This window comes from Candidatus Photobacterium acropomis (assembly GCF_030685555.1).
GTDB classification, from domain to species: domain Bacteria; phylum Pseudomonadota; class Gammaproteobacteria; order Enterobacterales; family Vibrionaceae; genus Photobacterium; species Photobacterium lucens.
Window position 1 is genome coordinate 971224 of sequence record NZ_CP131609.1, and the last position, 23577, is coordinate 994800.

Here is a 23577-nt window from a genome sequence, read left to right on the forward strand (position 1 = left end):
CAACTTGATCGTAAGATCCCATTCATTTTAATCACGAGCTAGTCACGCCAATTCATGAAGCACATTCGTAACTTTTCGATTATCGCACATATCGACCATGGTAAGTCGACCTTATCCGACCGTCTAATTCAAGTTTGTGGCGGCCTTTCTGATCGAGAAATGGCTGCGCAGGTTTTGGATTCCATGGATCTTGAACGCGAACGCGGTATTACTATCAAAGCCCAGAGCGTGACGCTCGATTACACGGCTAAAGATGGTGAGACTTATCAATTAAACTTTATCGACACACCGGGACACGTTGACTTCTCATACGAAGTATCACGTTCACTTGCAGCTTGTGAAGGCGCATTGCTGGTGGTTGATGCTGGTCAAGGTGTAGAAGCCCAGACGCTAGCTAACTGTTATACAGCTATCGAAATGGACTTAGAAGTAGTGCCAATCCTAAACAAGATTGACTTACCTGCTGCTGAGCCAGAGCGTGTATCAGAAGAAATTGAAGAAATTGTTGGTATCGATGCTATTGATGCGGTTCGCTGTTCAGCGAAAACCGGCCTAGGCGTTGATGACGTACTTGAAAAAATTGTAGAAGCGATTCCTGCACCTGAAGGTGATCCTGAAGCGCCACTACAAGCACTGATTATTGACTCATGGTTCGATAACTACTTAGGTGTTGTTTCTTTGGTTCGTATCAAGAACGGTAAACTGAAGAAGAATGACAAGATCAAAGTAATGACCACAGGTCAAGTTTGGGGTGTTGACCGCTTAGGTATTTTCACGCCAAAACAAGTGGATAAAACCGAATTGAACACAGGCGAAGTGGGCTGGGTTGTTTGTGGTATTAAAGACATCCTAGGCGCACCTGTAGGTGATACATTAACACTTGCAAAGAATGGCTGTGAAAAACCGCTACCTGGTTTCCAAAAAGTGAAGCCACAGGTTTACGCTGGTCTATTCCCTGTATCGTCTGACGATTATGAAAACTTCCGTGATGCACTAGGTAAACTGAGCCTAAACGATGCATCATTGTTCTATGAGCCAGAAAGCTCATCAGCACTAGGTTTTGGTTTCCGTTGTGGTTTCTTGGGTATGCTTCACATGGAGATCATCCAAGAACGTCTTGAGCGTGAATACAACCTAGATCTCATCACCACAGCACCGACTGTAGTGTATGAAGTGAAGAAAACTGACGGTACAACACTGTACGTTGATAGCCCAGCTAAGCTGCCAGCAGTTAACGATATTGAAGTGATCGGTGAGCCGATTGCACGTTGTAATATCCTAGTACCAAGTGATTACCTAGGTAACGTTATTACACTGTGTGTTGAGAAACGTGGCTCGCAGGTAGACATGGTTTACCACGGTAACCAAGTTGCACTGACTTACGATATTCCAATGTCAGAAGTGGTACTGGATTTCTTCGACCGTCTAAAGTCGACTTCTCGTGGTTATGCATCACTGGATTACAACTTCCAGCGTTACGAAGAGTCAGACATGGTTCGTGTTGATATTCTACTAAACGGCGATCGTGTTGATGCCCTAGCGATTATCACGCACAAAGATAACTCTCAAGGTCGTGGTCGTGACTTGGTTGAGAAGATGAAAGAATTCATTCCTCGCCAAATGTTCGATATCGCGATTCAGGCAGCTATCGGTAACCACATCATTGCACGTTCAACAGTGAAGCAGTTACGTAAGAACGTAATCGCGAAATGTTACGGTGGTGACGTGAGCCGTAAGAAGAAACTGTTGCAGAAACAGAAAGAAGGTAAGAAACGTATGAAGCAGATCGGTAACGTTGAACTGCCTCAAGAAGCGTTCCTTGCAATTCTTCATGTGGGTAAAGATAAGTAATCATCTTTAGCTAGCAAGAGTTCGAAACGATAAGAAAGTGCTTATTTATTAATTAAATGGCACTTTCTTTTACTCTGACGCTCTAAATGGGGCAGAGCAGGTCAACAAATGCGTTGTTGATCGAAATAACATAAGGAATAACATGGCAAATACATTTTCGTTGATCCTCGTACTAGCCACGCTGGTGACGGGTATCATTTGGGCACTCGACAAGTTTGTATGGGCACCAAAGCGCAAATTAAAAATCGCAGCAGCTGCTGAGCAATCTGGTGGTCAAGTTGATGCAAAAACGCTAGAAAGTGTTGCGCCACAACCTGCATGGGTTGAATCTGCAAGTTCAATGTTCCCTGTGATTGCATTGATCATGGTATTCCGCTCTTTCATTTATGAACCTTTTCAAATTCCATCAGAATCAATGCTTCCAACGCTATACGTAGGTGATTTTATTCTGGTAGAAAAATTTGCTTATGGCCTACGTGATCCTGTTTTCCACGATAAAATCGTAAGCACGGGCGAGCCTAAGCGCGGTGACGTAGTGGTATTTAAATTCCCACCACAACCAAAGATTGACTACATTAAGCGTGTTGTTGGTCTACCTGGCGATACTGTTCGTTACAGTGAAGATAAGCAATTGTGTATCCAGCCTAAAGGCACATCTGTATGTAAGCCAGTAAAACTGACTGATATGACAGATAGCGAATTTACTCAAGGCATGGCGCGTTTAGTGCAATTTAACGAACAATTAGGTGATGTGAATCATCACATTCTGATCAACCCATTACGTCGTGATCGTCGTATGGCTTATGAGCCTCGTCCAGGCGTAGGTGAGTGGGTTGTGCCAGAAGGAAACTATTTTGTTATGGGTGATAACCGTGACAATAGTGCTGACAGTCGTTACTGGGGCTTTGTGCCAGAAGCGAACTTAGTTGGCAAGGCGGTGGCTATTTGGATCAGTTTTGAATTTGATCGAAAAGCAGATAGTGTACTTCCATCTTGGATCCCTACCGGCGTACGTTTCAATCGTATCGGTAGCATTAAATAATCGAGAGAAAATGACAACTCCAGCGAATAGGCTTCAGCGTAAGCTGGGCTACCAATTTAATAAAAGTGAGTTGATGACATTAGCACTGACACATCGCAGTGCTAATGGCAATCACAATGAGCGTTTAGAATTTCTTGGCGATTCTATTTTAAGCTTTGTTGTTGCTGATGACTTATATCACCGTTTTCCTTCAGTGGATGAAGGTGATATGAGCCGAATGCGTGCAACATTGGTTCGTGGCAAAACATTGGCAGAGCTAGGTCGTGAATTCGAACTAGGCGATCACCTGCTACTTGGCCCAGGCGAATTAAAGAGTGGCGGTTTCCGTCGTGATTCAATTCTAGCGGACTGTGTTGAAGCAATCATTGGCGCAATTTACCTAGATAGCGATATCGAAACAGTACGCCAAATCGTACTGACTTGGTATAAAACACGCCTTGAAACGATTGAGCCAGGCATCAATCAAAAAGATCCTAAGACTCGCTTGCAAGAGTGCTTACAAGGTCGCCGTTTACCGCTACCTGCATATACTGTAATTAAGGTACAAGGTGAAGCTCATAACCAAGAGTTCACGGTACAATGTGACGTAACAGGTTTGGATAAGCCTGTGATCGGCAAAGGCGGCAGTCGGCGCAAGGCAGAGCAGGCAGCAGCAGAACTTGCACTAAATCAGTTGGAATCATGACAGATAAACAACATTGTGGCTTTATTGCCATTGTTGGTCGACCGAATGTCGGTAAATCAACCTTGCTAAACCGTTTAGTGGGACAGAAGCTATCTATTACTTCTCGTAAACCACAAACTACGCGCCACCGTATTATGGGTGTAGACACACGTGATGGCTACCAAGCTGTATACGTTGATACCCCAGGATTACACATCGAAGAAAAACGTACGATTAACCGTTTAATGAACCGTGCTGCAAGCAGTTCATTAACTGATGTTGAATTAGTATTGTTCCTTGTCGATGGCACCATGTGGACTGATGACGATGAGATGGTATTAAACAAGCTGGCGAAAAGTCAGTTACCAACAGTGTTATTGGTTAACAAGGTTGATAATGTTAAAGATAAGCATGAACTATTCCCACACTTGCAAGAGCTTGCAAGCAAGATGGAATTTGTTGATGTGGTTCCTGTGTCAGCAAAGCATGGCACTAACATTGATGCGGTAGAGAAGATCGTACGTGAGCACTTACCTGAATGTGAGTACTACTTCCCTGAAGAATACGTAACCGATCGCTCTCAGCGTTTTATGGCGTCTGAAATTATTCGTGAAAAGCTAATGCGTTTTACGGGTGATGAATTGCCATATTCGGTAACGGTTGAAATCGAGCGATTCGACTATAACCCAGAAACTGATGGTTTTGATATCAACGGTTTGATTCTGGTTGAGCGTAAAGGCCAGAAGAAAATGGTGATTGGTAAAGGCGGCGATAAGATCAAAGTGATCGGTCGTGAAGCCCGTTTAGACATGGAAGACTTGTTTGAACGTAAGGTTTACCTTGAACTATGGGTTAAAGTGAAATCAGGTTGGGCAGATGACGAACGTGCACTGCGTAGCCTTGGTTACATCGACGACTTATAAGGGTAGTAATGGAAGGGCTACAGCGTTGTTTTGTCCTTCATTCTCGTCCCTATAGTGAGACGAGCCTGATCCTTGACGTATTCAGTGAGGATCATGGCCGTCTTACTCTTCTCTCTAAAGGCGCTCGTCGTAAGCGTTCTAATCTTAAAGGCACACTGCAACCTTTTACTCCCTTGTTTATGAAGTGGAGTGGCAAAGGCGCGATGCCTGTTCTCACTCATGCTGAGCCTATTAGTATTGGTTTACCGATGCGTAGCTATATTTTATATTCAGCGATGTACGTGAACGAAATCCTAGTGCGAGTCTTAGGCAATCACACCCCGTATCCTCAGTTGTTTCTGGATTATTTGAATGTGCTGCGAGAGCTGGCACAAGCGGATAACCCAGAGCCTGCTTTGCGTCGCTTTGAGCTTTCCTTACTTCATCATCTTGGCTATGGCATTGATTTTCTTCATTGTGCTGGTAGCGGATTAGGTGTTGAAGATGATATGACCTATAACTATCGTGAACAGCAAGGGTTTATTGCTTCAATGAAGATTGGGCAAATGACGTTTAGAGGTAATGAGCTTAAAGCCATTGCAGCTAGGCGATTTGAAACTCCAGAGCAATTGCGTGCAGCAAAACGATTTACAAGGATGGCATTAAAACCGTATCTTGGTTCTAAGCCATTAAAAAGCCGGGAATTGTTTATCCCGCGAGGAAGGAGAATCGGAACATGAACAACATACTACTCGGCGTGAACATTGATCATATTGCCACATTACGTAATGCCCGTGGCACACGTTACCCGGATCCTGTTCATGCAGCAGAAGTGGCAGAGCGTGCAGGCGCTGATGGTATTACTATCCATTTGCGAGAAGATCGTCGACACATTAATGATCGTGACGTGCGCATTCTACGTGAGACGATTCAAACCCGTATGAACTTAGAAATGGCTGTCACTGATGAAATGCTTGCTATTGCCTTGGAAGTGAAACCTGAATATGTTTGCTTGGTGCCGGAAAAGCGTGAAGAGCTCACCACTGAAGGCGGCTTGGATGTGGCAGGTCAGCTTGAGAAAGTAAAAGCGGCAACAGAAAAACTCACTGCAGCTGGGATCAAAGTGTCTCTGTTTATCGATGCTGATCGCGCGCAAATTGATGCGGCACATGCTTGTGGTGCGCCATTTATTGAGCTGCATACGGGTCAATATGCAGAGGCAGCAACAGAAGAAGCACAATTGGATGAGCTGAAGAAAATTTCAGCAGGCGCAAGCTATGCTCATGACTTAGGTATTAAAGTGAATGCCGGTCATGGTCTGACGTATCACAACGTGAAACCGATTGCGGCATTACCTGAGCTTTACGAGCTAAACATTGGTCACTCAATCATGGGACGTGCAATGTTTGATGGTTTAGATAAAGCCGTTGCTGATATGCGTGATTTAATGCAGGAAGCTCGTCGTTAATGGCTATTTTAGGTTTAGGGACAGACATTGCTGAAATCGAACGGGTAGAGAAAGTCTTAGCACGTTCAGGCGAGGCGTTTGCGCATAAAATTTTGTCTGGCTCTGAGCTTGAACGTTATCAAGAGCTTAAGCTGAAAGGCCGTTTTCTCGCAAAACGTTTTGCTGTTAAAGAAGCAGCATCGAAAGCACTAGGTACTGGTATCGCTTGTGGTGTGTCTTTTCAAGATTTTACTGTCACCAATGATGAGCGTGGTAAACCCTTGCTTACATTATCAGGTAAGGCACAAGAGCTAGCGCAAATGATTGGTGTGAATCATGTCCATCTAACGATAGCTGATGAGCGTCGTTATGCGGTGGCAACGGTGATCCTAGAAAGCTAGTGTTAATGCTCTGATAGGTCATAGCGAGATATAATAAAAAGGCGGTAGTTTTGGCTACCGCTTTTTTGATCTCAAAATGAGCGCTTTTTAGTGTCGATAATCTTTCGATGCTTTAACGATATTATCCATTTCATCAATCAACTCGAGTAACTCAGGCTCAACATCATCAATTGTCGCATCGGCTTTAAGTGCGGTTTCGATCTCTGAACAGAGGTTCTTTAAGCGAGGAACGCCACTGTAAGCACAACTGCCGTGGAGTTTGTGGATCGGTGGCCATAGATCCACATCTTTACCGTCTAATGCTTCGTTAACCAGCATTTCCACTTCTGGCATAAAGTCGAGCAGCATTTGTAGCATGTCATGGGCTAAATCTGGCTTACCTGCGGCTTGTTTAAGCGCTAAATCCCAGTCAAAACTGATATTGTTATTAGCAAGCACGGGTACTGCTGGTACGTTTTCTATCTGCCCTTCAAGCGTGACAGGTGCTCGACTGTTTAAAGCTGTGTTAGCTTGTGAGGATGTTGGTGCAATCCATTTAGCTAAGATCTGTTGCAAAATATGCTCTTCCAGAGGCTTAGTCAGATAATCATCCATACCTGCATTAATTAAACGCTCGCGCTCGCCAGCCATAGCATGGGCTGTTACCGCAATTACTGGGGTATTTTTATTCAGCGCTGTTTCATGGATTTTCTGACATGCTGTAACGCCGTCCATTTCCGGCATTTGAATGTCCATAAAGATCAAATCAAAAGCTTTATTCTGGGCGTACTCAACAGCCTTTTTACCACCAGTTGCGGTAATAACTGTTTCTACTCGCTCACCGAGCAGGGCGGAGATCAGTTTCAAGTTCGCAGGGTTATCATCAACGGCCATCACCGTTAGTGGTTGCAGCGTTTCTGCGGTGGTTGGTAATAATGGAACTTCCAACTCACTGATGAGCTCATCATCATTATCACATAAGGCTTCAAACAATTTACGCTGTGCCAGTGGTTTACCAAGACAAGCATAAACACCGGTTTGGGTTAGTTTTTCTGAGAGTGCAAGCTCTGTTGTCGGTAAGCAAACCAAGACTTTTGCAGCGGTTTGTTCGGCTTTAAATACATCATTGAGTATGACTGGTAGTGGTGGTTGTTCACCCGGAGATAAACACAATAGGGCAAAGTCATGGCGATCCAGATCATCTGGCATCGAAGCGCGATAAGTGACATGCACACCGGCTAACATGAGACGTTGCTGGATCACGGATGCCGCTTGCATGTTGGCTTCAACCAGTAGTAATGACTTACCTTCAAGTGAAGTGGTATCAATTGGTTGGGATACAGGCAGATCTGTTTTGTTCATCTTGATAGTGAACCAGAAGGTCGAACCTTGGTGTAAGCGACTGGTTAAGCTCACTTCACCGCCCATTTGGCTGACCAGTTTCTGGGTGATCACCAAACCTAACCCCGTACCGCCATAACGACGAGAAATACTCGCATCAGCTTGGCTAAAGGCTTGGAATAACTGTGCTTGTTGACGTTCAGAAATACCGATACCAGTATCACGCACCATAAATTGCAGCTCGATGTTGTTATCGATCTCTGATTTCAGTTCAACTGACACATCAATGTTACCGTGTTCAGTAAATTTCACCGCATTACCAATTAAGTTAGTCACCACTTGCTGAATACGCAGTGGATCACCAATCAAGCCAGGTGGAATGCGGTTATCGATTTTCAGCGTTAGCTCAAGACCTTTTTCATGGGCACTAGGTGCAAGCAAACGCATCACTTCATCGAGAGAATCAGTAAAGTCGAATGGAATATTTTCCAGTAACAACTTACCTGCTTCCAGTTTCGAGAAATCAAGAATGTCATTGATGATGGTAAGCAGGTTATTGGCTGAGTTCTCAATGGTTAACAGATAATCTTTCTGGCTGGTATTAAGCTTGGTTTTTAGCATCTGGCGGGTAAAGCCAATCACACCGTTTAGTGGTGTACGTAATTCGTGGGACATATTAGCCAAAAACTCTGACTTCACGCGTGCCGCTTCTTGAGCTCGTTTTTTAGCGATGTCTAACTCAACGTTTTGAATTTCAAGCTGCTCAAGAGTTTCACGCAAATCTGAGGTGGCTTGGTCGATACTTTGTTGCATCTCAATATGGTATTCCGATAAGGAAATAGCCATGGCGTTAATACCATTTTTCAGCGTATCAAGCTCACCTAATAGGCGACCTTCAATTCGGATATCGAGGTGACCGCGACGGATTCTATCAACGACGCTGATCATATGCGAGATAGGTTGCGTTACGTCCTGCATTAAGCGATATGCAAAGAGCGATGATAAGGTTAAACCAAGCAGTAGTACCATCAGGGCAGTAAATACTTCTTGATATTGTTGCAAACGGAGAGAGCTTAGATCGAGTTCTATTGCAATATAACCCAAGGCTTTACCACGGACATCACTGCCTACATTCGAGCCAAATTGCCCTTCCGTTAGAATAGGCGCACGGAGTATTAAGGTATTGTCGGTTAGCTGGGTATCGAGTAGCCGAGGAATGGGTTTTCCTTCTGGATACATGAAGGATTCAAAATTACGGTGAAAGTTAGATGTTGCGAAAATATGGTTGTGATTATCAAAAACGGCGATGCTGCGAATAATGTCAGAATGCTTTCTATGGGTGTAACCAATTAGCCGACGAATCGCTTCTCGGTTCTTTTCCGTCATGCCGTATTCAGCAGAAATAGCGAGGGGTTCAATGATACTTGCACCGGTCGAAATAAGCTGATGTTCCAGATCCTGATAACGGCTCATGGTAAAAAATGCGCTTAATAATAAGCCGATAATAAGTGTAGGTGCTAATGTCAGAGTGAAGACTCTGGCACGAAGTCCATATCTGGTCATGGTTCTCTTAATTACAAGCAGACAAATCTATGGGAGAATTAGCTCCCATCTGTGGCACTAGGTTAAAGAATCTAGCGCTCTTCGACAAACACTCAATGTCTGAACAGTGAGCAAAATTTTATGGCACGCTTTTTTAAGCCTCAAAAACGTAAAACCGATACCAAGCATAAAGAAATAACAATTAGCCGTTTAGATCACCTCGGCGCTGGCATCGGCCATTTGAACAATAAACCTGTCTTTATCGACGGCGCATTACCGGATGAAACTGTGGTTGTTCAATTGACGGAAGATAAAAAGAATTATGCCCGTGCTCGCGTGATCAAACGTTTAAAAGACAGCTCTGCGCGTATTAAACCTCATTGTCCGATCTATGACCAGTGTGGCGGCTGTAACTTGCAGCATTTATCCCACCAAGGTCAAGTTATCGCCAAACAGCAGGCATTAACTGAACTGATGGAAAAGTTTGCCATCACAGAAGAAGGAACAAGCCAAGTCGCACCTATTGTTGGACAAAGCGAGCATTATCGTCGTTGCGCACGTTTTAGCGTCCGTATGTTACCGAATGGACAGATGGTTTTTGGCTTTCGTAAAAAGCAGAGCAAAGACATTGTCGATGTGAGTGCATGCCCTGTGCTTGCAACGGAGTTAGACTGCTTACTACCCGCATTACGCGCCTTGTTATCTAGCTTAAAAGGGCGCAAACATTTGGGTCATGTTGAATTGGTGAATGCTGATAATGGTCGGGTATTGTTAATTCGTCACTTGCAGCCTTTTAATGACAAAGATCTTGCTGCAATTAAAGCCTTTGCGACTGAGCATCAGCTCATGCTGTTTTTAGCCCCATCTTCAGATGAACTTGAGCAAGTAATGGGTGAGCAACCTTATTACGACATTGATGATGTGCGCTTAACGTTTTCACCAAAAGACTTTATTCAAGTTAATCGTGATGTGAATTTACAAATGGTAGAGCAAGCGATCAATTGGCTTGATGTTCAGCCACAAGATAGGGTGTTAGATCTATTCTGTGGTCTAGGTAACTTCAGTCTACCATTGGCACGCCGTGCTAAAGCGGTGGTGGGTGTTGAAGGTGTGGATGAAATGGTGACACGCGCAACAGCAAATGCTGTCGCAAATCGTCTAGATAATGCTACATTTTATCAAGCAAATTTAGACGAAGATGTAACGAAATTAGTGTGGGCTCAAGAGCAATTTGATAAAATTTTGTTAGATCCAGCACGAGCGGGTGCTGCTGGCGTAATGCAACATATTGTGAATTTAGCGCCAAGCAAAGTGGTATACGTATCATGCAATCCTGCAACATTAGCTCGTGATAGCCAAATATTGTTGCAGCAAGGTTATAAGTTGGCACGTTTAGGTATGATGGATATGTTCCCTCATACCGGACATTTAGAATCAATGGCGTTGTTTGTTAAGTGTTAATCACAATAAAGAAAAATAGTAATGTGATGTAAGACATTCATCGGTATTCAGAGAGAAAACAGGATAGAAACATGGTCGCAGTTCGCGGTGCGCATTTAAAGGAAAATACTACATTTGAGCTAGCCTCATGGGTAGAGAGCTTACGTCAAGATGCGAAAGTATCGAGTCGTATTGAAGGAACATATCAGCGTTGTACTGAGCAAGTCGCTGAGCAAGAAAACGGTGCGTTATTGTTATGGCGTGGTCGTGAAATGGTTGAAATTCTTGTTACCTTAAGTATGGATGCCGATACGCTGATCGCCGCTATGTTATATCCTCTTGTGGAAGCGGGCTGCTACAGCCATGAGCAAACAAAAGAGGAATATAACGGGACTATCCTTCATTTGGTTGAAGGTGTAGAGCAAATGTGTGCGATCAGCCAGCTTAAATCAACCGCTGAAGAAGCGGCACAAACGGCACAAGTCGATAATATTCGTCGCATGCTGCTTTCCATGGTCGATGATTTCCGTTGCGTCGTTATCAAACTCGCTGAGCGTATTTGTAATCTGCGTGAAGTGAAAAATGAGCCCGATGAAGTGCGCCGAGCTGCAGCTCAAGAGTGTGCCAATATTTATGCGCCATTAGCAAACCGATTAGGTATTGGTCAGCTTAAATGGGAAATTGAAGATTACGCCTTCCGTTATCAGCATCCTGATACTTATAAACAAATCGCTAAACAGTTATCTGAGCGTCGTATCGATCGTGAAGATTACATCACGCATTTTGTCGATGATTTATCAGAGGCCATGAAAGCGTCAAACATCAAAGCAGAAGTGCAAGGGCGACCTAAGCACATCTACAGTATTTGGCGCAAAATGCAGAAGAAAAATCTCGCCTTTGATGAGCTGTTTGATGTACGTGCTGTACGTATTATTGCCGATCAATTGCAAGATTGTTATGCCGCATTAGGGGTGGTGCACACTAAATACCGTCACCTGCCGAAAGAGTTTGATGACTACGTTGCAAATCCAAAACCTAATGGTTACCAGTCTATCCATACCGTGGTATTGGGGCCTGAAGGTAAAACCATTGAAATTCAGATCCGTACCAAGCAAATGCATGAAGAATCTGAATTAGGTGTTGCGGCACACTGGAAATACAAAGAAGGTACAGCATCAGGCGGAGCGCAATCCGCGTATGATGAGAAAATCAATTGGCTACGTAAGCTACTGGCATGGCAAGAAGAAATGTCAGATTCTGGCGAAATGCTGGATGAGTTACGCAGCCAAGTATTTGATGATCGTGTCTATGCTTTCACCCCAAAAGGGGATGTGGTTGATTTACCATCAAATGCAACACCGCTAGATTTTGCTTATCATATTCACTCTGAAGTGGGTCACCGTTGTATTGGTGCGAAAGTAGAAGGGCGCATTGTTCCGTTTACTTACCATCTTCAAATGGGTGATCAAGTTGAAATCATCACCCAAAAAGAGCCAAACCCGTCACGAGATTGGCTGAACCCTAACTTAGGTTTTGTGACATCCAGTCGTGCTCGTGCCAAGGTCCATGCATGGTTCCGTAAGCAAGATCGTGATAAGAATATTATCGCTGGTAAAGAGATCTTAGAAGCAGAGCTAGTTAAGATCCATGCAACATTAAAAGATGCCCAAATGTATGCGGCGAAACGCTTTAATGTGAACTCTCCTGAAGAGTTATACGCAGGGATCGGTAGCGGCGATTTACGTATTAATCAGGTGATTAATCATATTAATGCGTTAGTGAATAAGCCAACTGCGGAAGAAGAAGATCAGCAACTATTAGAGAAACTGGCGGAAGCGAGCAACAAGCAAGCGGCAACCCATAAGAAACCACAACGCGATGCCGTCGTGGTGGAGGGGGTTGATAACCTAATGACCCATCTTGCTCGTTGTTGTCAGCCAATTCCGGGGGATGATATTCAAGGCTTTGTTACTCAAGGTCGAGGTATTTCGGTCCACCGCATGGATTGTGAGCAGTTAGAAGAGCTGCGTCACCATGCGCCAGAGCGTATCATTGATACTGTTTGGGGCGGTGGTTTTGTTGGTAATTACACCATCACGGTGCGAGTAACTGCATCTGAGCGTAATGGCTTGCTAAAAGAGTTAACTAATACGCTGATGAATGAAAAAGTGAAAGTGGCTGGGATGAAGAGTCGTGTCGATTATAAAAAACAAATGTCGATCATGGATTTCGAACTTGAGCTTACGGACTTAGAAGTATTAGGCCGTGTCCTGAATCGTATTGAGCAAGTCAAAGACGTTGCTGAAGCGAAACGCTTATATGGCTAATTAAAAATAAAGTATTTAAAGGGTGGCAATAAGCCGCCCTTTTTTATTTATACAACATAATGAGTAGTGGAAAATAATTAATAGTAATATATGGTTTTATTTTTAATCATTAATGTCATTATTAAATGATCTTAAACAAGTCTAGATGTTGACTCATATATATAAGCTCGATAGTATTTACTTCTCTTAAAAATAAAGACTCAGTATGTACTTTTCAAATTTACATAAAATATTATATGCATTATTTATCGCAATATTACTATTAGGTAGTAGTGTGAATGCTGCATATATGAGTCAAAATATATCAACTGCTCAGTCAGTAGTATCGTCTTTTAATATAAAAGACGTCTTGCAAAACCAGCACTCAGCCATTCAACAATCAGAACACTGTTGCTTGCAGTGTGATAATGGTTGTAGCGACTGTTCACATTGTCCGTGTTGTCGAGTATTACCTCGCACTAGCAGCAATGTCTTCAACTTACTTTCATTTCCTCCGTTAGTTATTGCGCGTATCAGTGATCTCTTGCCGATTGAATATTTCCAGGAGTCAGTGGTCGTTGCGGTAATAAAATCTATATATCGACCTCCGATAATAAAATAGTTCACTTATCTCTGAATATTATTCATGTTCGGATTAAGTATTAATTAAGAAATATTATTCACCCGACTAATATCGGTGAGTGATAGTTGTAAAGAATTAATGATGTGGCTTTATTTATAACGCTGCAGGAGAACTATTATGAAAAAATTACCATTTAAATTATTAACTAAAAATAGCGTTGTCAGTATTTTATTACTTGTGGCGATACTTATTATTCCTGATAACAACTTCATGAATATACCGAGTCATGAAATAAAACAGCTACTGCTATTTATTCTTTGTGTGCAGGGAATGAAAACGGGGTCAAATACCTTTATGACGGAGCAGGCAAAATAATGTATATGAAAGGATATGTGATGAAATCAAAATTACTAAATCTAATGGCTGACAAGCGACTTGCAAGCATGTTGTTATTGTTTATCTCACTGCTAATGCCACATGCAGTATTAGCACAACCGTCAAACGATGATAACTATGCATGCTCTCATCATTCTGACTGTCGACATCATGAGTCACACCATCATCAGGGATGCAGACATCATCATTCATATCATAGTCGATGCGAACATCACCATGATTGTAATGATAATCACCATGAAAATTGTGATCATCAAAAAGAACATCACAACGATGAACATCACTATTGCCAACATAATGATGACTGATCATTGCTATGAATTACTAGATTAGTTTTCTAGTATTAACTATCGATGTTAAGGCGCTTGAAGTGAAAGCGACAAGCGCCATTTTTAGAGTGTGAATGGTATGGACAATAAAAAATCATCTCAGATAGAACAATTATTAACGATTATGTCTCAGCTGCGAGACCCAAACCGTGGTTGTCCATGGGATTTGAAACAAAACTTTGATTCAATCGTTCCCTACACTCTTGAAGAAGCCTACGAAGTGGCAGATGCCATCGAGCAGAGAAACTGGAATGATGTAAAAGAAGAGCTAGGGGATTTACTGTTTCAAGTTATCTTCTATAGCCAGCTGGCAAAAGAGCAAGGGCTGTTTGAGTTTGATGATGTCGTAGCTGGAATTAATGAAAAGCTGGTTCGCCGTCATCCTCATGTTTTTAGTGATGTTGATTTTGCAGATGAAGCCGCAGTCAAACAAAATTGGGAAGCGGAGAAAGCCAAAGAGCGTGCGGAGAAAGAGCCAGATTCAAGTTTGCTGGCGAATATTCCTAATGCGTTACCTGCTTTGATGCGAGCAGATAAGATCCAAAAGCGCTGCGCAAATGTTGGCTTTGATTGGGATGAATTAGCACCAGTAGTTGATAAGGTAAAAGAAGAGCTCGATGAAGTCATGGATGAAGTGATTCAAGCGGTGCCTGAACAACAGAGAATTGAAGAAGAGTTGGGGGATTTGCTATTTTCGGTAGTAAATTTAAGCCGTCATCTCAATGTGAAACCAGAGCTTGCACTACAGAAAGCCAATAAAAAGTTTGAGAAGCGTTTTCGCCAAGTTGAAAAAAATGTGCTAGAACAAGGAAAGCTGATCAGTCAGTGTTCATTATCTGAACTTGATGCAGAATGGAATCGGGTAAAAGAGAAACAAGAATATAAATAATCATTCCCAAAAAGAATGTATTTGTATAGTTTTATCGCTGTAAGTGTTAGTTGAGTCTTAAAAAAGTAAGTTTTTCAAAGCCATATCACTAACTTGATTTGAGACAAAAAAAATCAAAGGGTGGTGTGATAGTTTTCACGTTGTGGCGATAAATGGTGTCTGGTATACTAATTTCCCGTCCAGATACTTTTTATCCTCTACACCAATCTTCCAGGTTAAACATGACAACGAATTACATTTTTGTTACGGGCGGAGTTGTTTCCTCTCTTGGTAAAGGCATTGCTGCTGCATCACTTGCAGCTATTCTAGAAGCACGTGGTCTAAACGTGACTATGATGAAGCTAGACCCTTACATTAACGTTGACCCAGGCACAATGAGCCCAATTCAACACGGCGAAGTATTCGTTACGGAAGACGGTGCAGAGACTGACCTAGACCTTGGTCACTACGAGCGTTTCATTCGTACCAAAATGACAAAGCGTAATAACTTTACTGCTGGTCGCGTGTACGCAGACGTGTTACGCAAAGAGCGTCGTGGTGATTACTTAGGCGCAACGATTCAGGTAATTCCTCACATCACCAATGAAATCAAATCTCGCGTATTAGCGGGTGCTGAAGGTCATGATGTAGCAATCGTTGAAGTAGGCGGTACTGTAGGTGATATCGAATCACTGCCATTCATGGAAGCTATTCGTCAATTAGCAGTAGAGCAAGGTCGTGAAAACACCATGTTCATGCACTTGACTCTTGTTCCTTACCTAGCAGCTGCTGGCGAAGTAAAAACTAAGCCAACTCAGCACTCAGTTAAAGAATTACTATCAATTGGTATTCAGCCAGATGTACTGATCTGTCGTTCAGACCGTATGATCCCTGCGAACGAGCGTGCGAAGATTGCACTGTTCTGTAACGTACAGGAAAAAGCTGTAATCTCAATGAAAGACGTAGATTCAATCTACAAGATCCCACAATTAATTAAGTCTCAAGGTCTTGATGAACTAGTGTGTAAGCGCTTTGGTATCACAGCACCTGAAGCTGATCTTTCTGAGTGGGAACAAGTAATCTACGAAGAAGCAAACCCAACTGCTGAAGTTACTATCGGTATGGTTGGTAAATACATTGAACTGCCAGACGCATATAAATCAGTGAACGAAGCGCTTAAGCACGCGGGTCTGAAAAATCGTCTGTCTGTTAAGATCAAATACATCGATTCTCAGGATGTTGAGTCTAAAGGTACAGAAGTACTTGCAGGTCTTGACGCTATCCTAGTTCCAGGTGGCTTTGGTAACCGTGGTGTTGAAGGTAAGATCCTTACTGCTCAATACGCACGTGAAAACAAAATTCCTTACCTAGGTATTTGTTTAGGTATGCAGGTTGCACTTATTGAGTTCGCTCGTAATGTAGCCAAAATGGCGGATGCGCATTCAACTGAATTTAATGCTGAAACTAAACACCCAGTTGTTGGTCTTATCACAGAGTGGGTAGATAGCGAAGGTAATGTTGAAGAGCGTACAGAGAAATCTGATCTAGGCGGCACAATGCGTCTTGGTTCTCAGCTATGTCATCTACAAGACGGTTCTAAAGCGCGTGCACTATATGCACAACCAACGATCCATGAGCGTCACCGTCACCGTTACGAAGTAAACAACATGCTACTACCTAAGCTTGAAAAAGCAGGTCTTAAAGTATCTGGTTTGTCTGCTGATAAGAAACTTGTTGAAATTATCGAAGTTCCGAATCATCCTTGGTTCGTAGCTGCACAGTTCCACCCTGAGTTCACATCAACACCTCGCGATGGTCACCCATTGTTTGAAGGCTTTGTTAAAGCGGCGGGCGAGTTCCACCGTGGTGAGCTTAACCAGTAAGGATTACTGATAGCTGTAGTGGTTATAGCTACAGCTATTTTTTTAGCTTTTAATTTGAAGATAAAGCAAGAGGAAACACAATGTCTAAGATCGTTAAAGTTCTAGCTCGTGAAATCATCGACTCACGTGGTAACCCAACAATTGAAGCAGAAGTTCACCTAGAAGGTGGTTTCGTAGGTATGGCTGCTGCGCCATCTGGTGCTTCAACTGGTTCTCGTGAAGCTCTTGAGCTTCGTGATGGTGACAAGTCACGTTTCCTAGGTAAAGGCGTTCTTAAAGCTGTTGCTGCAGCAAATGGTCCAATCGCTGAAGCGCTAATCGGCAAAGATGCAAAAGATCAAGCTGAAATCGACCAAATCATGATCGACCTAGACGGTACTGAAAATAAGTCAAACTTCGGTGCTAACGCAATCCTAGCTGTATCTCTAGCAAACGCAAAAGCAGCAGCTGCTGCGAAAGGCATGCCTCTATACGAGCACATCGCTGAGCTAAACGGCACTGCTGGTCAATTCTCTATGCCTCTACCAATGATGAACATCATCAACGGTGGTGAGCACGCAGACAACAACGTTGATATCCAAGAATTCATGATTCAACCTGTTGGCGCTAAGACTCTTAAAGAAGCACTACGTATCGGTGCTGAAGTATTCCACAACCTAGCTAAAGTTCTTAAGTCTAAAGGCTACAACACAGCTGTTGGTGACGAAGGTGGTTTCGCTCCAAACCTTAAGTCTAACGCTGAAGCACTAGAAGTTATCGCAGAAGCTGTTGCTGCTGCAGGTTACGAACTAGGTAAAGACGTAACACTAGCTATGGACTGTGCTGCATCTGAGTTCTACGACGCAGAGAAGAAAGAGTACAACCTAAAAGGCGAAGGTCGTATCTTCAAATCTGAAGAGTTCAACCACTTCCTAGCAGAGCTAGTTGACCAATACCCAATCGTTTCTATCGAAGACGGTCTAGACGAGTCAGATTGGGATGGCTTCAAGCACCAAACTGAACTACTAGGTAACAAGATCCAGCTAGTAGGTGACGATCTATTCGTTACTAACACTAAGATCCTAGCTGAAGGTATTGAGAAAGGTATCACTAACTCAATCCTAATCAAGTTCAACCAAATCGGTTCTCTAACTGAAACTCTAGCTGCTATTAAGATGGCTAAAGATGCTGGTTACACTGCAGTTATCTCTCACCGTTCTGGTGAAACTGAAGATGCAACTATTGCAGATCTAGCTGTTGGTACTGCTGCAGGTCAAATCAAGACTGGTTCTATGAGCCGTTCTGACCGTGTTGCTAAGTACAACCAACTAATCCGTATCGAAGAAGCACTAGGTGAGCGTGCTCCTTTCAATGGTCTTAAAGAAGTTAAAGGCCAAGCTTAATTTTTGATTAAGCATGATTGAGGTAACTCAATTAGGTTAAAAGAAACCGCCTTGTAAGAGGCGGTTTTTTTAGCTTTAAAGAAAATATAACGTTAGACGTTATCGATAAATACAATCAATCTAAGCTGGGTTAATTATTATTTAAGATGAATTTAGGTGGTTATGATTGTGTTTATTTTCGACAAAATCAGCCGTTAAGTAATAACCCTGTGAACTCTCATAGCATAATTGTGGTCACAGTTACCCGATTATGGGATTATTACTGCTTGGCAAAATGCATTCCAATTGTGCAGGTTGACTTAAAATCTTCGACAATTGGAATACAACTTGCTGTTACCAATTATTTCGCAGGGAGAATTATGCGCCTGTTTATTATTGTTTTATTAGGGCTTTTAGCTTGGTTACAATACGACTTCTGGTATGGCAAAAATGGTATGAATGAATTTAATGCCGTGGAAGAAAGCGTAGCCTTACAAGAAAAGGCGAACGCGGAGCTTCACCAGCGTAACCAGCAGATGTATGCCGAGATCAAAGATCTGCATGGTGGTAAAGAAGCGGTTGAAGAACGTGCACGTACCGATCTTGGTTTAGTTAAACCAGGGGAAACATTTGTTCGTGTAGTTGGCGATAATAACTAATTATACAGCCTAGCTAAGTAATGAGATAACCATCCATGATCGATAAATGTATTGCTGTTGTCCCTGCCGCAGGTGTCGGTAGTCGTATGGCGGCAGATCGCCCTAAACAATATTTGACGATTGCGGGTAAAACGATCCTTGAACACTCCGTTGAGCGTTTATTAAGTCTACCTGAAATTCAACACGTGGTTATTGCTGTTAGTAAAACAGATCCGTATTTTCCAACCTTGCCGCTGGCTAATGATCCTCGTATTACCGTGGTTGATGGTGGTGCTGAACGAGTAGATTCTGTGTTTTCAGGTTTAGCGGCTATCAATGATGATAATGCATGGGTGATGGTGCATGATGCAGCAAGACCTTGCGTACGATTAGACGATCTTCGTCAGTTAATGGTTGCAGCTCAGCAAAGCGAGTGTGGTGCGATTTTAGCAACACCTGTTCGCGATACCATGAAACGTGCAAAAGTGAATGAACAAGGCAACGTGATTGATCACACTGTTGATCGTGAGCAATTGTGGCATGCACTTACCCCACAAATGTTTCGAGCAGGACAACTGCGTGAAGCATTAACAACCGCATTGGCACAAGATGCAGTGATCACAGATGAGGCATCAGCACTTGAGTTTTGTGGTTATTCCCCCGTGTTAGTTAAAGGTCGGGCTGATAATTTAAAAGTCACGCAGCCAGAAGATTTAGCGTTAGCAGAGTTCTACTTACAACAATTATTAAAGGAATGTTCATAATGCGTATTGGTCATGGTTTTGATGTTCATAAATTTGGTGGCGAAGGTCCGGTTATTATTGGTGGCGTTGCTATCCCTTATGAACAAGGTTTAATAGCTCACTCTGATGGTGATGTAGCACTCCATGCAGTATGTGATGCACTATTAGGTGCGATTGGTGCTGGTGATATCGGTCGCCATTTCCCTGATACTGATTCCGAGTGGGCAGGGGCTGACAGCCGATTTTTATTACGTGATGTCTACAGTAAAGTGAAATCTCAAGGTTATCGCTTGGGTAATGTAGACGTCACCATCATGGCACAAGCACCGAAAATGGCCCCCCATATTGATGCTATGTGTCAGGCGATTGCTGAAGATTTAGAAACAGATGTCGCGAATGTTAATGTTAAAGCAACGACAACTGAACGTTTAGGTTTTACTGGACGTAAAGAAGGCATTGCTTGTGAAGCCGTTGTTTTAATTAAAAAGGTATCTTGAGCTTATGTCTCACTCTCACACTGCAGAAAATATCATGGATTGTTTTAACTGGTTTCATGCAAAGCCAGTTTGTCACGGACGCATTAAAGCTAACCCTGAAGACTTCATCGTAAATGAAGAGCTCGGTTTTGAGTTTAGCGGTACAGGCGAACACCTGATGGTGAAAATTCGCAAGGTCGGTGAAAACACCAAGTATGTAGTGAATGAGTTAGCAAAAGCATGTGGCGTGAAATCACGCGACGTGAGCTGGGCTGGACTTAAAGATCGTCATGCGGTGACTGAGCAGTGGTTAAGTGTTCACTTACCGGGTAAAGCAGATCCAGATCTTACTCAGTTTGAAGCTGAACATCCTGGTGTCGAAATTCTTGAAGTGACACGCCATGATAAAAAATTACGCCCAGGTGATTTAGCGGGTAACTGGTTCCAATTACGTCTTACTGATCTAGATAACCTTGATGCATTAACTGAGCGTCTAGAAATAGTCAAAGCACAAGGTGTTGCCAACTATTTTGGTGAACAGCGTTTTGGTCATGGTGGTAATAACGTGGTTAAAGCACGTGCTTGGGGCAACGATGAGTTCCGTGTGCGTGATAAGAGCAAGCGTAGTTTTTATCTTTCAGCAGCACGTTCTTGGATGTTTAACCAAGTATTGTCACAGCGTATTGAGCAAGGTTTAGCGGCAACGATTATCGCTGGTGATTGCTTACAAGCTGAAGGTGATGAGCGTACGTTTGTTGCAGATGTGGTAACGGATGCATTACAGCAGCAAGTGGCATCCGGTGAACTTGCAATTACAGGTCCATTACTAGGTGATAATGCACTACCAACGCAAGGTGATGCACAAGCGTTTGAACTAGCGATTGTGGAGCAAGAGCCAGCGTTAGTTAAACTTGTGCGTGATAACCGTATGCGTCACGATCGTCGTCCATTGCTACTGATGCCTAAAAATATGCAATGGCATTTCGAAGAGAAGGATTTGATTGTTTCATTTGCTCTGCCTGCTGGTAGTTTTGCCACCTCGGTAGTGCGTGAGTTGATCATGCCACTTCAAAATGAGGTAGTGAATGATGAGAATTCTGATCAGTAATGATGATGGTATTTTTGCCGAAGGTATTAATACACTCGCAAAAGCATTAAGTGAATTAGCAGAAGTAATAGTGGTTGCGCCTGATCGAAATCGATCAGGGGCATCAAATTCATTAACACTGGATTACCCGTTACGTATTCGAGAAGAAGGTACAAATCGTATCTCGGTACAAGGCACCCCAACGGATTGTGTTCATTTTGCTTTAAATGAATGGCTAGATGAACGTCCTGATATTGTGGTTGCTGGTATTAATCACGGCGCCAATTTAGGTGATGATGTGCTTTATTCAGGTACAGTTGCCGCTGCCACTGAAGGTCACTTTCTTGGTGTGCCAGCGATTGCAGTTTCTTTAGTTGGTGATAGTCATTTTGAAACAGCTGCGAAGGTGATTCAGCAAGTTGTTAAGCAGTTATCGCAACAGCCGTTACCGAGCAATAATATCTTAAATATTAATGTTCCTGATGTGCCTTTTGAACAGTTGAAGTCATGGCAAGTGACACGTCTAGGTGCACGTCATCGGGCAGAAAATATGATCAAAGAGTTAGATCCTCGTGGTAAAACGCTCTACTGGCTAGGCCCTCCTGGTCAATGCCAAGATGCAGGCCCAGGCACTGATTTTTATGCCATAGAACAAGGTGCGGTTTCGATAACCCCACTGCAAGTTGATTTGACCGCGCATGATGCCATGGTTGGAGTTGAAGGCTGGATGCGAAATGTGGAGATCCAGTAATCATGCGGTATCAAAGTCAGCTTGATAGCTTAATCGCATTTTTAAGAAATAAAGGGATCAGTGATCAGCGAGTGTTAAATGCGATTGCGACCGTTCCTCGTGAACGCTTCGTTGATGAAGCTTTCTCTTTTCAAGCATATGAGAATAATGCGCTACCGATTGGTAGTGGGCAAACAATTTCTCAACCCTACATTGTTGCGAAAATGACCGAGTTATTGGGCTTAACTTACCAATCTTCAGTGTTAGAAATTGGCACAGGCTCAGGTTATCAAACAGCAGTATTAGCTCAACTTGTTGAGCATGTTTATTCTGTCGAGCGGATCAAAGCCTTGCAATGGCAAGCGAAAAGACGTTTTAAACAGTTAGAGTTACATAATATATCAACCAAACATGGTGACGGGTGGCAAGGATGGGCAAGCAAAGGGCCTTTCGATGCCATTATTGTGACCGCAGCTCCTAGTGAAGTTCCCCAGAGCTTACTGGAGCAACTGGTTGATGGTGGACGATTAATTTTGCCTGTTGGCTATCAACAGCAAGAATTGAAATTGATTGTCCGAAATGGCGAAGCATTTTGCGAAACCGTGATTGAACCCGTAAGATTTGTGCCTTTAGTGGCTGGAGATTTGGCTTAAACCATGAGTACAGAGTGTATGATGAAAAAAATTATTCAACCTTCTTTGTTAGCAGTAACCAGTATGATTCTGCTATCAGCTTGTAGTAGTCATACACCAGCTCCGGTTGCTAATCTCAGTAAAGATTACTCTCAATTAGAGCGTGGTAGCTTTAGAGGCGATTCATACACGGTACGTAAAGGGGATACGTTATATTTTATCTCCTACGTGACAGGTCAAAATGTAAAAGACATTGTTAGCCTAAACAATTTAGCGCCACCATACATTATTTATCCAGGCCAACGATTAGCTATCCCTAGTGGTAGTCGCTCATCATACTCATCAAATACGTCTGTGGTTACACCACCTGTGAAAACGACTCCTGTGAGTAAACCGAAGCCAGTTTCAAAACCTGTTGCACAAAAAACAGACAATAAAACGGTTGCGCAGTCAAAACCAAAAGAGTACTCTGAAAACTCAAAAGTTAACAAACCTGTAACAACTAAGCCGAGCACAACCCCATCAACATCAAAATGGGCTTGGCCTGTAAAAGGTAAAATTATTGCTGGATTCTCAAATTCAGAAAACGGCAATAGAGGTATCGATATTGCAGGTACGCGAGGAGAAGCAATTAAAGCAACCGCTGCAGGTGTTGTTGTATATGCGGGTGATGCATTACCGGGTTACGGTAATTTAGTCATTATTAAGCATGGTGAAGATTATCTAAGTGCTTATGCGCATAACGATAAGATCTTAGTAAAAGAGCAACAAACAGTAAAAGCTGGGCAAAAGATAGCTTCCATGGGAAGCACTGGGGCTAGCAGTGTAAGGCTACACTTTGAAATTCGCTATAAGGGTAAATCAGTGGATCCAATGCGCTACTTACCTAAATAAGAAACGAAAAATCAATGATGCAGCAATTAGAGATGACATGAT

At 42.9% G+C, this 23577-nt stretch carries 22 protein-coding genes; 20 read left to right on the top strand and 2 right to left on the bottom strand.

The genetic code is table 11. The features are described from left to right. The first annotated feature begins 54 nt into the window (after window positions 1-54). The 7 genes from lepA to acpS all read left to right on the top strand — a co-directional run bounded on the left by lepA (window position 55) and on the right by acpS (window position 6307). The gene (gene lepA, locus Q7657_RS11335; RefSeq protein ID WP_053987306.1) at window positions 55-1851 is read left to right on the top strand and encodes a translation elongation factor 4; all 1797 of its coding nucleotides are present in this window, start codon (window positions 55-57) and stop codon (window positions 1849-1851) included. A gap of 142 nt (window positions 1852-1993) precedes the next feature. Beyond that, complete coding sequence (gene lepB / locus Q7657_RS11340) at window positions 1994-2893, top strand: signal peptidase I (RefSeq protein WP_045064353.1); 900 nt, start codon at window positions 1994-1996, stop codon at window positions 2891-2893. A 10-nt stretch (window positions 2894-2903) separates the two neighbouring features. Further along, window positions 2904-3578: a ribonuclease III gene (gene rnc, locus Q7657_RS11345; protein ID WP_053987307.1), complete on the top strand. Its 675-nt coding sequence runs from the start codon at window positions 2904-2906 to the stop codon at window positions 3576-3578. Continuing rightward, window positions 3575-4480: a GTPase Era gene (gene era / locus Q7657_RS11350; protein ID WP_008988005.1), complete on the top strand. Its 906-nt coding sequence runs from the start codon at window positions 3575-3577 to the stop codon at window positions 4478-4480. The genes rnc and era overlap by 4 nt, the downstream gene beginning before the upstream one ends. Before the next feature lie 8 nt (window positions 4481-4488). Beyond that, window positions 4489-5199 (top strand): DNA repair protein RecO, encoded by a 711-nt coding sequence (gene recO / locus Q7657_RS11355; protein ID WP_053987308.1) that lies wholly within the window; start codon window positions 4489-4491, stop codon window positions 5197-5199. Next, a complete protein-coding gene (gene pdxJ / locus Q7657_RS11360) occupies window positions 5196-5927 on the top strand; it encodes a pyridoxine 5'-phosphate synthase (RefSeq protein ID WP_107167253.1) in 732 nt (243 codons plus the stop codon). The genes recO and pdxJ overlap by 4 nt, the downstream gene beginning before the upstream one ends. Next, window positions 5927-6307, top strand: coding sequence for a holo-ACP synthase (acpS, locus tag Q7657_RS11365; protein ID WP_107167252.1), 381 nt, complete (start codon window positions 5927-5929; stop codon window positions 6305-6307). Before pdxJ ends, acpS begins: the two co-directional genes overlap by 1 nt. Window positions 6308-6394: 87 nt before the next feature. On the opposite strand, the gene barA is transcribed toward acpS, so the two are convergent. After that, window positions 6395-9190, bottom strand: a complete 2796-nt coding sequence (gene barA, locus Q7657_RS11370) for a two-component sensor histidine kinase BarA (RefSeq protein WP_107167251.1) — start codon at window positions 9188-9190, stop codon at window positions 6395-6397. A gap of 120 nt (window positions 9191-9310) precedes the next feature. Between barA and rlmD the strand changes: the two genes are divergently transcribed. From rlmD to Q7657_RS11385, 3 genes are all read left to right on the top strand, one after another. Next, the gene (gene rlmD, locus Q7657_RS11375; RefSeq protein ID WP_107167250.1) at window positions 9311-10630 is read left to right on the top strand and encodes a 23S rRNA (uracil(1939)-C(5))-methyltransferase RlmD; all 1320 of its coding nucleotides are present in this window, start codon (window positions 9311-9313) and stop codon (window positions 10628-10630) included. Between the two features lie 71 nt (window positions 10631-10701). Next, the gene (gene relA, locus Q7657_RS11380; protein WP_107167249.1) at window positions 10702-12936 is read left to right on the top strand and encodes a GTP diphosphokinase; all 2235 of its coding nucleotides are present in this window, start codon (window positions 10702-10704) and stop codon (window positions 12934-12936) included. 739 nt (window positions 12937-13675) lie between these two features. Then, window positions 13676-13873 (top strand): hypothetical protein, encoded by a 198-nt coding sequence (locus Q7657_RS11385; protein ID WP_107167248.1) that lies wholly within the window; start codon window positions 13676-13678, stop codon window positions 13871-13873. 81 nt (window positions 13874-13954) lie between these two features. Here the strand turns inward: Q7657_RS11385 and Q7657_RS11390 are convergent, their stop codons facing one another. Continuing rightward, window positions 13955-14206: a hypothetical protein gene (locus Q7657_RS11390; protein ID WP_107167247.1), complete on the bottom strand. Its 252-nt coding sequence runs from the start codon at window positions 14204-14206 to the stop codon at window positions 13955-13957. Between the two features lie 96 nt (window positions 14207-14302). Here Q7657_RS11390 and mazG point away from each other — a divergent pair, with 96 nt between their 5' ends. The 10 genes from mazG (at window position 14303) to Q7657_RS11440 (ending at window position 23535) form a co-directional block, all read left to right on the top strand. After that, a complete protein-coding gene (mazG, locus tag Q7657_RS11395) occupies window positions 14303-15112 on the top strand; it encodes a nucleoside triphosphate pyrophosphohydrolase (RefSeq protein WP_107167246.1) in 810 nt (269 codons plus the stop codon). Between the two features lie 221 nt (window positions 15113-15333). Continuing rightward, on the top strand, window positions 15334-16974 hold the full coding sequence (gene pyrG, locus Q7657_RS11400) for a CTP synthase (RefSeq protein WP_008988015.1): 1641 nt from the start codon (window positions 15334-15336) through the stop codon (window positions 16972-16974). An 80-nt stretch (window positions 16975-17054) separates the two neighbouring features. After that, complete coding sequence (gene eno, locus Q7657_RS11405; protein WP_053987316.1) at window positions 17055-18356, top strand: phosphopyruvate hydratase; 1302 nt, start codon at window positions 17055-17057, stop codon at window positions 18354-18356. 359 nt (window positions 18357-18715) lie between these two features. After that, window positions 18716-18994, top strand: a complete 279-nt coding sequence (ftsB, locus tag Q7657_RS11410; RefSeq protein ID WP_053987317.1) for a cell division protein FtsB — start codon at window positions 18716-18718, stop codon at window positions 18992-18994. Between the two features lie 35 nt (window positions 18995-19029). Then, entirely contained in the window at window positions 19030-19737 is a 708-nt protein-coding gene (ispD, locus tag Q7657_RS11415) for a 2-C-methyl-D-erythritol 4-phosphate cytidylyltransferase (RefSeq protein WP_107167245.1), read from the top strand. Next, window positions 19737-20213, top strand: coding sequence for a 2-C-methyl-D-erythritol 2,4-cyclodiphosphate synthase (gene ispF, locus Q7657_RS11420; protein WP_107167244.1), 477 nt, complete (start codon window positions 19737-19739; stop codon window positions 20211-20213). The genes ispD and ispF overlap by 1 nt, the downstream gene beginning before the upstream one ends. A gap of 34 nt (window positions 20214-20247) precedes the next feature. Continuing rightward, window positions 20248-21300, top strand: a complete 1053-nt coding sequence (gene truD, locus Q7657_RS11425; RefSeq protein ID WP_107167273.1) for a tRNA pseudouridine(13) synthase TruD — start codon at window positions 20248-20250, stop codon at window positions 21298-21300. After that, window positions 21281-22030, top strand: coding sequence for a 5'/3'-nucleotidase SurE (gene surE, locus Q7657_RS11430; RefSeq protein WP_107167272.1), 750 nt, complete (start codon window positions 21281-21283; stop codon window positions 22028-22030). Before truD ends, surE begins: the two co-directional genes overlap by 20 nt. A gap of 2 nt (window positions 22031-22032) precedes the next feature. After that, window positions 22033-22662, top strand: coding sequence for a protein-L-isoaspartate(D-aspartate) O-methyltransferase (locus Q7657_RS11435; protein WP_053987321.1), 630 nt, complete (start codon window positions 22033-22035; stop codon window positions 22660-22662). Between the two features lie 21 nt (window positions 22663-22683). Further along, window positions 22684-23535: a peptidoglycan DD-metalloendopeptidase family protein gene (locus Q7657_RS11440; RefSeq protein WP_053987322.1), complete on the top strand. Its 852-nt coding sequence runs from the start codon at window positions 22684-22686 to the stop codon at window positions 23533-23535. The last annotated feature ends 42 nt before the right edge of the window (window positions 23536-23577 follow it).

Excerpts from the sequence above, each read along its gene's own strand:
- lepA (WP_053987306.1), top strand. The coding sequence starts at position 55 with ATGAAGCACATTCGTAACTTTTCGATTATCGCACATATCGACCATGGT.
- lepB (WP_045064353.1), top strand. The coding sequence starts at position 1,994 with ATGGCAAATACATTTTCGTTGATCCTCGTACTAGCCACGCTGGTGACG.
- rnc (WP_053987307.1), top strand. The coding sequence starts at position 2,904 with ATGACAACTCCAGCGAATAGGCTTCAGCGTAAGCTGGGCTACCAATTT.
- era (WP_008988005.1), top strand. The coding sequence starts at position 3,575 with ATGACAGATAAACAACATTGTGGCTTTATTGCCATTGTTGGTCGACCG.
- recO (WP_053987308.1), top strand. The coding sequence starts at position 4,489 with ATGGAAGGGCTACAGCGTTGTTTTGTCCTTCATTCTCGTCCCTATAGT.
- pdxJ (WP_107167253.1), top strand. The coding sequence starts at position 5,196 with ATGAACAACATACTACTCGGCGTGAACATTGATCATATTGCCACATTA.
- acpS (WP_107167252.1), top strand. The coding sequence starts at position 5,927 with ATGGCTATTTTAGGTTTAGGGACAGACATTGCTGAAATCGAACGGGTA.
- barA (WP_107167251.1), bottom strand. The coding sequence starts at position 9,190 with ATGACCAGATATGGACTTCGTGCCAGAGTCTTCACTCTGACATTAGCA.
- rlmD (WP_107167250.1), top strand. The coding sequence starts at position 9,311 with ATGGCACGCTTTTTTAAGCCTCAAAAACGTAAAACCGATACCAAGCAT.
- relA (WP_107167249.1), top strand. The coding sequence starts at position 10,702 with ATGGTCGCAGTTCGCGGTGCGCATTTAAAGGAAAATACTACATTTGAG.
- Q7657_RS11385 (WP_107167248.1), top strand. The coding sequence starts at position 13,676 with ATGAAAAAATTACCATTTAAATTATTAACTAAAAATAGCGTTGTCAGT.
- Q7657_RS11390 (WP_107167247.1), bottom strand. The coding sequence starts at position 14,206 with ATGATCAGTCATCATTATGTTGGCAATAGTGATGTTCATCGTTGTGAT.
- mazG (WP_107167246.1), top strand. The coding sequence starts at position 14,303 with ATGGACAATAAAAAATCATCTCAGATAGAACAATTATTAACGATTATG.
- pyrG (WP_008988015.1), top strand. The coding sequence starts at position 15,334 with ATGACAACGAATTACATTTTTGTTACGGGCGGAGTTGTTTCCTCTCTT.
- eno (WP_053987316.1), top strand. The coding sequence starts at position 17,055 with ATGTCTAAGATCGTTAAAGTTCTAGCTCGTGAAATCATCGACTCACGT.
- ftsB (WP_053987317.1), top strand. The coding sequence starts at position 18,716 with ATGCGCCTGTTTATTATTGTTTTATTAGGGCTTTTAGCTTGGTTACAA.
- ispD (WP_107167245.1), top strand. The coding sequence starts at position 19,030 with ATGATCGATAAATGTATTGCTGTTGTCCCTGCCGCAGGTGTCGGTAGT.
- ispF (WP_107167244.1), top strand. The coding sequence starts at position 19,737 with ATGCGTATTGGTCATGGTTTTGATGTTCATAAATTTGGTGGCGAAGGT.
- truD (WP_107167273.1), top strand. The coding sequence starts at position 20,248 with ATGGATTGTTTTAACTGGTTTCATGCAAAGCCAGTTTGTCACGGACGC.
- surE (WP_107167272.1), top strand. The coding sequence starts at position 21,281 with ATGAGAATTCTGATCAGTAATGATGATGGTATTTTTGCCGAAGGTATT.
- Q7657_RS11435 (WP_053987321.1), top strand. The coding sequence starts at position 22,033 with ATGCGGTATCAAAGTCAGCTTGATAGCTTAATCGCATTTTTAAGAAAT.
- Q7657_RS11440 (WP_053987322.1), top strand. The coding sequence starts at position 22,684 with ATGAAAAAAATTATTCAACCTTCTTTGTTAGCAGTAACCAGTATGATT.